We start from the raw sequence: 12,345 nt of genomic DNA on the forward strand, positions 1-12,345 counted from the left end.
TAGCTTTGAAAAATATACAATTGGAATATGAGAAAGATACAAATTTTAGGTGCAACTGCACTATTAGTTTTAGTTAGTGGAGCGTTTATTTATGCAACTTCTGGCGAACAAAAGGAAAAACAATTTAAAGAAGGTACGTCTCAATATTTTCCAGCAAAAATTGACTTTGCTGGTGAAAAAGCGCCTTTGCAAATAGCGGACGTAAAAGAGCGATTTGACAGAGAATTATTAATCAATGCTAATTTACATTCTTCTACAATACTAATTTTAAAACGTGCTAATAGAGCTTTTCCTGTTATTGAGCCTATCTTAAAACAGTATGGAGTTCCAGATGATTTTAAATATTTAGCTGTTATTGAAAGTTCGTTGACTAATGCGGTTTCTTCAGCTGGAGCAAGAGGTGTTTGGCAATTTATGCCAGATACTGCCAAAGAAAAAGGAATGGAAGTTAATGATGGTGTTGACGAACGTTATCATCTTCAGAAATCTACCGAAGCAGCTTGTAAATATTTATTGAAAGCCAAAGAGAAATTTGGAAGCTGGACTCTTGCAGCTGCATCTTATAATGGAGGGATGACAGGTGTAAACAACAAAATTACAGAGCAAAAAGTTACAGATTATTATGATTTATTGTTAACAGATGAAACATCAAGATATGTTTTCAGAATTTTAGCTTTGAAAGAAATCATGAAAAACCCATCACTTTATGGTTTTGATGTTTCAAAATATGAATTGTATGATAACATTCCAACTAAAACTATTGAAGTTGATAGTTCTATAACTGATTTAGCAACATTTGCAAAATCACAAGGAATCAATTACAAAATTTTAAAAATCCACAATCCTTGGTTGAGAGACAAGAAATTAGTTAACGCAACTAAGAAAAAGTATTTGATTGAAATTCCAACGGAAGGATATTAGTCAGTTGGCAGTGTTCAGTTGGCAGTGTTCAGTGTTCAGTTGGCAGAAATATTTTGAACATAAAAAAGTTCGCAATTTTTGCGAACTTTTTTATTTAAGTATTGTCATAACTGAATACTGAACACTGCTAACTGAATACTAAATTTTCTTCATCTGTTCTTTCATCATTTTTATCTGATCATTCAGCATTCCTTGTTTGTCTAGCTTTTTAGCTTCGTTGATAAGGTTGGTTGCTTCTAATTTTCTTCTTCTAGACATGGCTACACCAGCTAGATTTAATTTTGCTACAGCTAAATCCATGTCCATATTTAAACCTAATTCAATTGCTTTCTTGAAGTATTTCTCAGCTTGAATTAAATTAGTTTGTGATAACATTAATCCTTGAAGGTAGTTGTAATATCCTTGTTGTTTTTGAACCAAAGCTGTTTCAGGGTTTTTTATTTTGGCTAACCATTTTTTTGCACCTTCAAAGTTTTGTTTACGTAACTGTAAGAAAGCCATTAAAATATATTCATTTTTAAAATAAAGAAACAAAGGAATTAATGACAATAAGATAAGAAAAATTCCATTTCCGATATTACCTTCTGTAAATTGCCAAATAGCGGCGATAAAGATTAAACCTGTTAAAATAAGTTTGATATTTCTGTGAAACATAATAGTGTATTTTTAAGTTTGCAAAGATAATAAATAGAAATTAAAATATTTTTAAAAAACTACTTGCAAGTAATAAAAATCGTTGTATATTTGCACTCGGTTTAAAAAAGACCTCAAGAAAAGATTATTATACGATTTTAAAGATAAAAAGCAATGAGCAAAAGAACGTTTCAACCATCGAAAAGAAAAAGAAGAAATAAACACGGATTTATGGACAGAATGGCTTCTGCAAATGGAAGAAAAGTCCTTGCGCGTCGTAGAGCTAAAGGAAGACATAAATTGACAGTATCTTGCGAACCAAGACACAAAAAATAATGATTAGATTCTAATCAATATCAAGCCGTTACTTTTATTAGTAGCGGCTTTTTTTTAAACCTGTTTATAAAATTTGATAAGTTTAAACCATCATTTTTTTACTTTTCAAATCAAACAGATTATCTTTGAAAAAACAACATAACAACACACTACAAACTAACTACAATGCCAAAAGACAATTCAATCAAATCGGTTTTAATTATTGGTTCAGGTCCAATCGTTATTGGGCAAGCATGCGAATTTGACTACGCAGGTTCACAATCGGCACGTTCTATTCGTGAAGAAGGAATTGAAGTAATCCTTATCAATTCCAATCCTGCAACCATTATGACCGACCCAAGTATGGCCGATCATGTTTATTTATTGCCATTAACAACGAAATCAATCATCCAAATTCTAAAAGAGCATCCTCAAATTGATGCTGTTCTTCCAACAATGGGTGGACAAACAGCGTTAAATCTTTGTTTAGAAGCCGATGAAAAAGGAATTTGGGAAGATTTTAATATAAGAATGATAGGTGTTGATGTTAATGCTATCAATATTACCGAAGACCGCGAACAATTCAAACAATTATTAGAAAAAATTGGTATTCCTGCAGCGCCAGCAAAAACGGCAACTTCGTTCTTAAAAGGTAAAGAAATTGCTCAAGAATTTGGTTTTCCTCTAGTAATTCGTCCATCGTTTACACTTGGTGGAACTGGAGCAGCATTTGTACACAGCAAAGAAGAATTTGACGAAAAACTAACTTACGGTTTAGAAATGTCACCAATTCACGAAGTGCTGATTGACAAAGCATTACTAGGTTGGAAAGAATATGAATTAGAACTTTTACGCGATAAAAACGACAACGTAGTAATCATCTGTTCGATAGAAAATATGGATCCAATGGGAATTCATACCGGAGATTCAATTACAGTTGCGCCAGCAATGACTTTATCGGATACAACGTTTCAAAAGATGCGTGATATGGCGATTTTAATGATGCGTTCCATCGGAAATTTTGCTGGAGGTTGTAACGTGCAATTCGCTGTTTCACCAGATGAAAAAGAAGATATTGTGGCTATCGAAATCAATCCGAGAGTTTCTCGTTCTTCTGCTTTAGCATCAAAAGCTACAGGTTATCCAATTGCAAAAATCGCTTCGAAATTAGCATTAGGATACAATTTAGATGAACTTCAAAACCAAATTACAAAATCGACTTCAGCGTTATTCGAGCCAACTTTAGATTACGTAATCGTAAAAATACCGCGTTGGAATTTCGACAAATTTGAAGGAGCTGATAGAACTTTGGGACTTCAAATGAAATCGGTTGGTGAAGTTATGGGAATTGGTCGTTCGTTTCAAGAAGCGCTTCATAAAGCAACGCAATCGCTTGAAATTAAACGAAATGGACTAGGAGCTGACGGAAAAGGTTATAAAAACTACGAACAAATTATTGAGAAACTGACTTTCGCAAGTTGGGATAGAGTTTTTGTAATTTACGATGCAATCGCAATGGGAATTCCGTTGAGTAGAATTCACGAAATTACTAAAATTGATATGTGGTTCTTGAAACAATACGAAGAATTGTATTCGTTAGAAAGAGAAATCACAAACTATAAAATAGATACTTTGCCAAAAGAATTATTACTTGAAGCAAAGCAAAAAGGTTATGGTGACAGACAAATTGCACACATGTTGGGTTGTTTGGAAAGTCAGGTTTATAAATTGCGTGATGAGATGAACATCAAGCGTGTTTATAAATTGGTGGATACTTGTGCTGCCGAATTCAAAGCAAAAACACCTTATTACTATTCAACTTTTGAAGCTGAAATTCAAACGGCTAATGGCGAAAGATACGTTCATAACGAAAGTATAGTAACTGATAGAAAGAAAGTTGTAGTTTTAGGTTCGGGACCAAATAGAATTGGACAAGGAATTGAATTTGACTATTCTTGTGTTCACGGAGTTTTGGCTGCGAAAGAATGTGGTTACGAAACGATTATGATTAATTGTAATCCTGAAACGGTTTCTACCGATTTTGATACAGCTGATAAATTGTATTTCGAACCAGTTTTTTGGGAACACATTTACGACATCATTCGTCACGAAAAACCAGAAGGAGTTATCGTGCAATTAGGTGGACAAACGGCATTAAAACTAGCAGAGAAATTATCTAAATACGGAATTAAAATTCTTGGAACTTCATTCGACGCTTTAGATTTAGCCGAAGATAGAGGACGTTTCTCTGAATTATTAACCGAATTAAATATTCCGTTTCCGAAGTTTGGAATTGCAGAAAGTGCTGATGAAGCTTCGAAATTGGCAGATACGTTAGACTTTCCATTGTTAGTTCGTCCATCGTATGTTTTGGGTGGACAAGGAATGAAAATTGTCATCAACAAACAAGAATTAGAAGAACATGTAATTGATTTATTAAAATCGATTCCAGGAAATAAATTATTACTTGACCATTATTTAGATGGTGCAATTGAAGCAGAAGCCGATGCGATTTGTGATGGAGAAAACGTGTACATCATAGGTATTATGGAACACATCGAACCTTGTGGAATCCACTCAGGTGATTCTAATGCGACTTTGCCACCATTTAATTTAGGTGAGTTTGTGATGCAACAAATAAAAGATCATACTAAGAAAATCGCTTTGGCGTTAAGAACAGTTGGATTGATAAACATCCAATTTGCGATAAAAGACGATACGGTTTATATTATCGAAGCCAATCCAAGAGCATCGAGAACGGTTCCATTTATTGCAAAAGCTTATGGCGAACCTTATGTGAATTATGCCACTAAAGTAATGCTTGGTGTAAACAAAGTAACCGATTTTACTTTCAATCCGCAGTTGAAAGGTTATGCGATTAAGCAACCAGTTTTTTCTTTCAGTAAGTTTAAAGATGTTAACAAAGCACTCGGACCAGAAATGAAATCTACAGGTGAAAGTATTTTGTTCATAGACGATTTAAAAGACGATCAATTCTACGAATTATACAGCAGAAGAAAAATGTACTTGAGTAAATAAAATAGAAAATCCCGATGTGAGTCGGGATTTTTTTATTGTTAAAAAATTCATTATTATTTGAATGTTTTTAATCAAATGAAAAGGGCGTAAAGTCAGGAGACATTTACGTAACTTTTTAAAAGAACTCTTTGCTTAGCAAAGTTGTTAGCCTTATTACTTATTTTTTTTTAAATATTCAATTGCTTTTTCTAAAACAATATCATTCTTTTTTAGATAGTCAGCAAAACTTGGTTTAATTTCAATATCGGGCTTAATTCCATACCCAACAAATTCTCTTCCATCAGGATACGTATCTTTTTTGGTGCATATTCTAGCACTTCCACCACCTGGCAAACTAAATGAAAATGGTTGACCCGTGCTTCCAAAAGTATTTGTTCCTATTTTTGTCATATGTTTTTGGTTGTCTGCATAAATAAGAAAATCTTCTGCAGCTGATGCAGTGTTATTACCGATTAAAATTACTGTCGGAATAACTATTCGTTTTGCATTTAACTTAATCTTAGTAGGTTCATATTCAAAGTTATAATAATAATTATCATTAAAAGTAGCATATGCTTTTTTTGACCATTCATCTTTCAAACTATCTTTTGGTTCAATATATTTCCCCCAAGCTTTAAAAGTAGGAATATGAAGTCGACTTGAACTTTTTGAACCATAAATTTTCTTGTCGTTTGTCAAATATTTCAAAATGTCTAAACCAATATTGGTACTTCCACCTCCATTATTACGTAAGTCAATAATTAGCGACTTTGCCTTATATAATTCTGGTAACTTATTAATAAACAAACTATCAATTTTTTTATCAGCAAAAGAATTTAAGGCAACATATGCAGTTTCTTCATTTATCCATTTAAAATCCAGTAAATTTCTTTGAGCTTCAAAATCTGGATAAACTTCTTTTTCTTCCGTTCTTTTGTGTGTTAAAGTTAATTCGGTAATATCATTGTTAGGTTTCTTAATTTTTATTTTGAAAGTTTCTCCATCCATACCTTTTAATAATGATGAGAAACTTTCATTATTTTTAACATACTCAGTTGAAGATGATAAATAAGGCTTTACATTTTCAGTTATGTATTGTAATGTTTTTTTATTGTTAACCTCTATGATTTCGCTTCCTAAAGGAATTTCATCTTTTTTAGATAAATTAGTTCTGACAATTATTGCTTTTTCGTCAATATTCTCAATGAAGATTCGGTAATCGCCAAACATTGTATTCATTTGTTCAATGCCTCTTGGAAAAAAAATATTCGTATGACCATCATTAAGTAAAGCACAAAACTTTTGCAATTCACGGTAATACTCGTAATCATTTTTAGTATTTGGAATAGTGTTAATAAGTTCTTTATATTTATTATCCCACATTTTTCTATCTACTTTATCAAGGTAAACAAAGTTATAATTAACCTCTTGCCAAAATTTTGACAAACCAAATATTTTATCGGAAGAACTTAATGTGTTTGGAATTTGTCCAAAAGATATATTTGAAGTATAAAGAAATAGAAACAATAATATTTTTTTCATTTTTGTGTTTTTTACGGTTTTTTAGGACTATTACGCTTTATTTTTTTTATTAATTTATTTCAAACATTTTATTGAATTTTCTTTTCAAGTTTCTATTTTGTCGTATTATGTTCAGTCTCGAAATGATAGAGATGAAAACTATGAATAAATTAGATATGATGTATATTTCTATTGGTGGTTTTGCATGAAGGTAAAAAATAGAGTTAAAGATAATCAGTGCAATAACTGGAAAGTATTTTATATAAGCAACTCTTAATTTGCCCAAAGGTTCAATAGTGTAATTTACAATTAAACTTTTTTCAATGTTTTTATATGTTCCTTTTAGAAAATAAAAACTTGGAAAAAAATTAGAATTTTTTATGATCTCAAAGGTTGAATTGTCAAAATTTCCGTAAAAGCATTTTGAATTTTCAGTAAAAAGCGAAAAGAAAACTAATGGAATTTTATGTTTTGGCGAGCCAATTTTAGTATTCTCTTTTAATCGATTTCTAAATTCAGTTATATCTATTTTTGACTTCATTTTTTATTTTTTCGTCTTCTGCTGTATTATTGCTTCAACGTTTCTCAACTTACTTTTTTATTTTTCCGATTTGTCTTTCAAAATTCTAATAATTTCACACAAACCATTTAAAGTACCATTATAATATTCACCTTTTTTAAATTCTGGTATGAAATAGTTTTCGATTATTTCTTTAGTTTCTTCATTTGTTACAATTTTTTCAATTCCATTACCATTTTGAATTCTAATTCTTCTGTAGCCTTTTGAAATTCCGATTAATATTCCGTTATCTTTTTCAACTTTTCCGATATTCCAAGTTTGTGCTATATGCAAAGTCAAATCATCAAACTTTTCTTTAGATGTTTTTATTGTATCTATCGTTACTATTGAAATTTCAATTGATGTTTCTCTTTCAAATTTTGAGATAATACTATCAAGTTTTGTTTGTTCTAAATCGGAAAATAAGTCTTCATAATCATTTGTCCAACTTACAGGCTTTGGTATATTATTCCAATAAATTTCTCTAAAAAGTTCAACTGATTTTATTTTTAAGCTGTCTTTTTCTGCATTTTCTATATTCTGCGCATTAATATTAATAGCAAAAAAAAGTAAAAAGAAATATTTAAAAATTTGTTTCATTTATTATGTTTGATTTTATTGATGAACGTATACGTAATTGTAAAAATGACGCAAAGTAAAGAGACATTTGCGTGGCTTTTTTGAGGAACTTTTTTGTGAAGCTGTTTTGTTTCATTCTATTAGTTTAAATTCTGTTTTTGATTTTCCTCCAAACAATGAAATATTACTTTCAGTTTCCATTATACCTTCATAATTAATCCATTTTCCTTTAAGAATAGAAAAGTAACCAGTTGCAATATGAGAAATTTTCATAAATGTTTTTTTGTTAGTTTCCATTCCAAAGATTCCACCCATTGGATTGCTAAAATCTCCGTTTACATACTCACTTATATTATATTTTATTATAGCAATTTTGTCACCATCTTTTTCTATGATTTGTTCAATATAAACTGAGTTTTCTTTACTTAAGCTGTCACAAACAAAGTTTTGATCCATTTCGATTAAACTTAAGTTGAGTTTCCATTTTTCTCCAATTTCAACCTCCCTATTTGGAAGTTCAAATAATATTGAAATTAGATTTTTTTGAGAATTTTTATAATATGTACTTATAATTTCTCCACCATTAGTAATTCTTCCTCTTAAAACGACGTTGCCATTTAAACCAACTAAATCTTTGAAAAGGTTTTTAAAGTTTAAACTATCTTTTTCTATTTCATCAATCTTATCTTTGCTTTTTTTCTTTTTTTCTTTTTGTTGATTCTCAACATTTAATTGAGACATCATTTCTTTTAATTTTTCAGCAGAATTATCTTTTTCATCATTAAACATTAGCATTTCAATATCTATCAGTTTTTCATCTTTCTTGTTTACGAAAAGATTAGTTTGATATTTCATAGCAGAATTAATTTCAGAAAGTGATTCTCGGATTTTCTCAAAGTCTTTTCCAGAGAAAATAGAAGTAGAGTCATTTTTATTTGAAAATTCGCTTTCTACTTTAATAGCATTCATTGTAGTTTGATATTTCAAAGTGTCATTTTTGGATATTTTCCATTCTAATGATATTTTTTCTTTAGTTTGACTAAATGCTAAAGTTGATATAAAAAGTAAAAAATGTACTGTTTTAATTCTCATTTTGTTGTTTTTTTGGTTAAACCTGTCATAATTTCCTGTGGTTTGCGTAGCTTTTAAAGGAACTCTTTGCGAAGCTGTGAGTTTTTCAATTATGCCTAAAGGAGGCATTGTAGCAAAACGCTGTTAGCAGTCGCTTTTATTTTAAATTGTTTTGAGGTATTTTTTTCTATTGTAGTACATGATAATTATATTAGCTAGTAAACCTCCGATTCCAATATAAATTAAGGATCCTTCTTTTTTTTCATATTCTGATTTTGGAAGTATAATTTTATTTTTTTTCTCAATTTGAATTAAATCAATATTTATGTTTCTTTTTTTATAAGAGTCTTCATTGAAATATAAAGTTATAGTATCACCAATTTTTACAAGTTGAAGTAAATCGTTATAATTTTTTGAAAATCTATAAACTCCAAATTTTTCTTCAATATTTTTTAGTTTTATAAAAAAGACATTGGATTTTATCCCTTTGCTACCATAATGAATACCAATTCCAGAATTTTCAACAACATTAGTTGCCTTTCTCGTTTTATCTAAACTAATATTTTGTTTTTCTAATCCAATTTGAATTACGAAAACATAAATAAAAGAGAAAAGTATTAGTACTATGTTTTCTAAAATATGTTTTATTCTTTTGCTTAACTTCATTTTCGATTTCTAGGTAAAGTGACTATAACTTGGATATAGTCACAACACAATTTATAAAAGTAAAAATAATCAAAATAGACAAGAATCTCTTAGAAACGCAATTTTATAATTAGTTGTGAATTTATTTGTGAGCCCTTGAAAAACTTCCAATTTATCGTTAAATGTCAAGGTAATTGTAAAAATGACGCAAAGTCATGAGACATTTGCTTAGCTTTTATAAGGAACTCTTTGCGAAGCTGGAGTAGTGCTTATTTTTACGCTAACTTATCTCGATTTGTCCATTTGTTATATGAAATTACTCCCAATTCTGGTCTTGCTTCTTCGTCTAAAATTGAAATAAATTCAAGGTAATGTCCGTCTGGGTCATTAAAATATATTGCAATTGCAGGCATCCACGCAAAAACCATTGGTTTGTCAGTTCCGTCATTTAAAAAGTTGTATGGTTTTAACCCTTTTTCATTTAAAAAATCAGACGCTTGTGTCAAAATAAATTCCTTCTCGCACAGAAAAGCAAAATGTCGCTTGTCAATTTCTGATTTCGGTTTTTCCCAAAGTCCTAACATTGCTGCTTTAGGTTTTCCAATCCAAAAAAATGCTGCTCGTCTTTCTTCTTCGAAATAGCATTGTTCAAGTCCAAGAATATTTTTATAAAATTCAATTGATATTTCTAAATTCTCGACAAATAAATGAGTTTCATAAAGTCCTTTTATCATAGTTTTTATATGTTTAAACATTTTATTGTCATTCAGTTAAGCTTCGGTTGAACCATTACTACAAACTTGTATACAGCCTCATTAAAATAATTTATAAAAGTAAAAATAATCAAAATAGACAAGATTCTCATAGAAATGCAGTTTTATTCTTGGTTGTGAATTTAATTGTGGGCACTTGAAAAAATCTCCCAATTTTATCTATAAATGTCAAGGGAATTATAAAAATTACGCAAAGTCAGGAGACGTTTGCGTAGCTTTTATAAGGAACTTTTTGAGAAGCTGGTTTTTTTATGTCTTTATTAATTCTGTAAGTTCTTTGTTAACATCAATCAAAAAATCGTCTCTATACCATTCTATCGGTTCAAGTTGTTTTTTTAGAGAATCTAAATTCCAAAGATGATATTCAGATTCTATTGGGCAATTATCAAGCAAGCTTTCATAACCAATTGCTAAACGTATAGAAACATATGGTTTACCAATTTCTTCTTCTTGCTCTAGATATAGTTGTCTTAATCTGCGCGATGCTAAAACAAGTTCAATTTTTCCACTTTTTATTTTCTCAAGTAGCTCAATTGTTCTCCATTTTTCAAATTCTTGCCAATCAAAGTTTTTTTCAACTACTGATTTTATATAATCTTTAGTCTCTCTACCTTTATAATTAAATGCAAGCAAATCATTGTAATGGTCTTTTTGAATAAGTTTTTCAAGTTCTTTGTTTTCGTAAATCCAATTCTCTAACGATTCCTTTGAAATGTCTTCATTTAGGAATTTATAAAATGTGATTCTATTTGGATTTATCTCGTTCATTATAGTTACCGCTAACTTATATACAGCCGCTATCAATTTAATTTATAAAAGTAAAAATAATCAAAAAAGACAAGAATCTTTTAGAAATGTAATTTTATTCTTGGTTGTGAATTTAATTGTGAGCACTTGAAAAACTTCCAATTTTATCGATGAACGTCAAGGTGGCTGTGGTTTAAAGAGTTTTTTTTCCGTTAAACGATTTTTAATTAATTGTTGTTTTATTGTTATTAAGTTTGATTTGAAATTTACAATAACATAGCAATTAGCTCTATGGAAAATATTTTTGATCCAACTTATAGACAAGATTATTTGAATGGTTATTCAAATGGTTTGAATCCTTACATCGATTATGATGAGGTGAAGTATAATGATGCTTTTCACTCTGGATTTGTCTCGGGTCGACTGGATTATGAAAATAGAAACGGCTATATCATTGACGGAATTCCGAAGCGTATTGTTACTAAAAAGGTTTTGGAAGATTTTCTGTTAGCTGGTTTGCTAGGTTTGCCACCAGATACTGATGGTTATACTAATTTTCAGTTGAATGTTTTGGCTAAATGGTACCAAAGTGGCACTGAAAAATATGATCCAAACCAAAGTATGTACCTTTTTGCCATTCTAGAAAAAAATGGTATTCAAGTGGAAGAAACTTATTATATGTAAATCTTCTAAAAGCAAGTTACTTCTCGACTTTTACTTTCTTCTTACATAAATGTGTTTGATGTTGTTTTTACCACTTTCGCGTTCGTCGATTTCGAAACGATTGATGTTTTTGATAAGCGCCAACATTTTAGGAAAACCATAGTTTCTTGGATCGAAATCGGGTTTCTTTTTTAGCATTAGATTTCCTAATTCTCCTAAAAATGCCCAACCGTTTTCATCTTCCAAATCGGATATACTATCGGCTAGAAGTTTAATGATTTTTGGATCTATTTTACTTATTGGACTGTTGGTAGCTTTTGTAGTTTTAGTAGTTTTTTTGTTGCTACTTTCTACTATTGGTTCTAAATCTGGTTTTTTAAGAATTTCTATATAGATGAATTTGTCGCAAGCTGTGATGAATGGCGTTAGGGTTTTCTTTTCTCCAATTCCAATAACTTTCATGCCAGCTTCTCGAAGTCTTGTTGCCAATCGTGTAAAATCGGAATCGCTTGAGACAATGCAAAATCCGTCTACTTTTCCGGTATAAAGAATGTCCATAGCATCTATGATTAATGCGCTATCGCTTGCATTTTTTCCTGTAGAATAACTGTATTGTTGAATAGGAGTTATGGCGTTTTCTAACAAAACGTTTTTCCAACCTGAAACGGTTGGTTTGGTCCAATCGGCATAAATTCGCTTGAATGTTGGTGTTCCGTATTTGGCGATTTCTTCAAACATTTCTTTTACGTTGGCATAAGGAACGTTATCTGCATCGATGAGAACAGCAAATTTTAGGTCGTTTTTAGTAGTCATGGGATTGTTTTAGATTATCAAATGTAGTGAATTAAACTAATAGTGCTATGAAAATCAGGACGTTTTTAGCCCAGATAGTAGTGGAAA

General features: G+C 30.4%; 13 protein-coding genes. 4 read left to right on the forward strand and 9 right to left on the reverse strand.

Annotation, left to right across the window (positions count from 1 at the left end; translation table 11 throughout):
• Positions 1 to 27: 27 nt before the first annotated feature.
• Positions 28 to 921 carry a lytic transglycosylase domain-containing protein gene (locus ACIQ06_RS04410; RefSeq protein WP_396144063.1) on the forward strand — a complete coding sequence of 298 codons (894 nt, stop codon included), beginning with the start codon at positions 28 to 30 and terminating at the stop codon, positions 919 to 921.
• Between the two features lie 138 nt (positions 922 to 1,059).
• Here ACIQ06_RS04410 and ACIQ06_RS04415 read toward each other — a convergent pair whose 3' ends face one another.
• Positions 1,060 to 1,575, reverse strand: a complete 516-nt coding sequence (locus tag ACIQ06_RS04415; protein WP_298304187.1) for a DUF2892 domain-containing protein — start codon at positions 1,573 to 1,575, stop codon at positions 1,060 to 1,062.
• Between the two features lie 153 nt (positions 1,576 to 1,728).
• Between ACIQ06_RS04415 and rpmH the strand changes: the two genes are divergently transcribed.
• Both rpmH and carB read left to right on the forward strand, forming a co-directional pair.
• Positions 1,729 to 1,890: a 50S ribosomal protein L34 gene (gene rpmH, locus ACIQ06_RS04420; RefSeq protein WP_007136275.1), complete on the forward strand. Its 162-nt coding sequence runs from the start codon at positions 1,729 to 1,731 to the stop codon at positions 1,888 to 1,890.
• Between the two features lie 165 nt (positions 1,891 to 2,055).
• Positions 2,056 to 4,908: a carbamoyl-phosphate synthase large subunit gene (gene carB, locus ACIQ06_RS04425; protein ID WP_396144064.1), complete on the forward strand. Its 2,853-nt coding sequence runs from the start codon at positions 2,056 to 2,058 to the stop codon at positions 4,906 to 4,908.
• Between the two features lie 153 nt (positions 4,909 to 5,061).
• On the opposite strand, the gene ACIQ06_RS04430 is transcribed toward carB, so the two are convergent.
• From ACIQ06_RS04430 to ACIQ06_RS04460, 7 genes are all read right to left on the reverse strand, one after another.
• Positions 5,062 to 6,429, reverse strand: a complete 1,368-nt coding sequence (locus ACIQ06_RS04430; RefSeq protein ID WP_396144065.1) for a S41 family peptidase — start codon at positions 6,427 to 6,429, stop codon at positions 5,062 to 5,064.
• Positions 6,430 to 6,478: 49 nt separating this feature from the next.
• Positions 6,479 to 6,949: a hypothetical protein gene (locus ACIQ06_RS04435; RefSeq protein ID WP_396144066.1), complete on the reverse strand. Its 471-nt coding sequence runs from the start codon at positions 6,947 to 6,949 to the stop codon at positions 6,479 to 6,481.
• A gap of 57 nt (positions 6,950 to 7,006) precedes the next feature.
• The gene (locus tag ACIQ06_RS04440; protein WP_396144067.1) at positions 7,007 to 7,567 is read right to left on the reverse strand and encodes a TPM domain-containing protein; all 561 of its coding nucleotides are present in this window, start codon (positions 7,565 to 7,567) and stop codon (positions 7,007 to 7,009) included.
• A gap of 111 nt (positions 7,568 to 7,678) precedes the next feature.
• Positions 7,679 to 8,746 (reverse strand): hypothetical protein, encoded by a 1,068-nt coding sequence (locus ACIQ06_RS04445; RefSeq protein ID WP_396144068.1) that lies wholly within the window; start codon positions 8,744 to 8,746, stop codon positions 7,679 to 7,681.
• A gap of 33 nt (positions 8,747 to 8,779) precedes the next feature.
• Positions 8,780 to 9,283, reverse strand: coding sequence for a hypothetical protein (locus tag ACIQ06_RS04450; protein WP_396144069.1), 504 nt, complete (start codon positions 9,281 to 9,283; stop codon positions 8,780 to 8,782).
• A 254-nt stretch (positions 9,284 to 9,537) separates the two neighbouring features.
• On the reverse strand, positions 9,538 to 9,996 hold the full coding sequence (locus ACIQ06_RS04455) for a VOC family protein (RefSeq protein ID WP_396144070.1): 459 nt from the start codon (positions 9,994 to 9,996) through the stop codon (positions 9,538 to 9,540).
• Positions 9,997 to 10,284: 288 nt separating this feature from the next.
• A complete protein-coding gene (locus tag ACIQ06_RS04460; RefSeq protein ID WP_396144071.1) occupies positions 10,285 to 10,839 on the reverse strand; it encodes a hypothetical protein in 555 nt (184 codons plus the stop codon).
• Positions 10,840 to 11,073: 234 nt separating this feature from the next.
• Here ACIQ06_RS04460 and ACIQ06_RS04465 point away from each other — a divergent pair, with 234 nt between their 5' ends.
• Complete coding sequence (locus ACIQ06_RS04465; protein ID WP_344815144.1) at positions 11,074 to 11,466, forward strand: hypothetical protein; 393 nt, start codon at positions 11,074 to 11,076, stop codon at positions 11,464 to 11,466.
• A 30-nt stretch (positions 11,467 to 11,496) separates the two neighbouring features.
• On the opposite strand, the gene ACIQ06_RS04470 is transcribed toward ACIQ06_RS04465, so the two are convergent.
• Positions 11,497 to 12,258, reverse strand: a complete 762-nt coding sequence (locus tag ACIQ06_RS04470; protein ID WP_396144072.1) for an NYN domain-containing protein — start codon at positions 12,256 to 12,258, stop codon at positions 11,497 to 11,499.
• Between the last annotated feature and the right edge of the window lie 87 nt (positions 12,259 to 12,345).

It is taken from the genome of Flavobacterium sp. (assembly GCF_044341265.1).
Classification (GTDB): Bacteria; Bacteroidota; Bacteroidia; order Flavobacteriales; family Flavobacteriaceae; genus Flavobacterium.

What these genes read in the sequence shown, in the direction of transcription:
- ACIQ06_RS04410 (WP_396144063.1), top strand. Translation starts at nt 28, where the DNA reads ATGAGAAAGATACAAATTTTAGGTGCAACTGCACTATTAGTTTTAGTT.
- ACIQ06_RS04415 (WP_298304187.1), bottom strand. Translation starts at nt 1,575, where the DNA reads ATGTTTCACAGAAATATCAAACTTATTTTAACAGGTTTAATCTTTATC.
- rpmH (WP_007136275.1), top strand. Translation starts at nt 1,729, where the DNA reads ATGAGCAAAAGAACGTTTCAACCATCGAAAAGAAAAAGAAGAAATAAA.
- carB (WP_396144064.1), top strand. Translation starts at nt 2,056, where the DNA reads ATGCCAAAAGACAATTCAATCAAATCGGTTTTAATTATTGGTTCAGGT.
- ACIQ06_RS04430 (WP_396144065.1), bottom strand. Translation starts at nt 6,429, where the DNA reads ATGAAAAAAATATTATTGTTTCTATTTCTTTATACTTCAAATATATCT.
- ACIQ06_RS04435 (WP_396144066.1), bottom strand. Translation starts at nt 6,949, where the DNA reads ATGAAGTCAAAAATAGATATAACTGAATTTAGAAATCGATTAAAAGAG.
- ACIQ06_RS04440 (WP_396144067.1), bottom strand. Translation starts at nt 7,567, where the DNA reads ATGAAACAAATTTTTAAATATTTCTTTTTACTTTTTTTTGCTATTAAT.
- ACIQ06_RS04445 (WP_396144068.1), bottom strand. Translation starts at nt 8,746, where the DNA reads ATGCCTCCTTTAGGCATAATTGAAAAACTCACAGCTTCGCAAAGAGTT.
- ACIQ06_RS04450 (WP_396144069.1), bottom strand. Translation starts at nt 9,283, where the DNA reads ATGAAGTTAAGCAAAAGAATAAAACATATTTTAGAAAACATAGTACTA.
- ACIQ06_RS04455 (WP_396144070.1), bottom strand. Translation starts at nt 9,996, where the DNA reads ATGATAAAAGGACTTTATGAAACTCATTTATTTGTCGAGAATTTAGAA.
- ACIQ06_RS04465 (WP_344815144.1), top strand. Translation starts at nt 11,074, where the DNA reads ATGGAAAATATTTTTGATCCAACTTATAGACAAGATTATTTGAATGGT.
- ACIQ06_RS04470 (WP_396144072.1), bottom strand. Translation starts at nt 12,258, where the DNA reads ATGACTACTAAAAACGACCTAAAATTTGCTGTTCTCATCGATGCAGAT.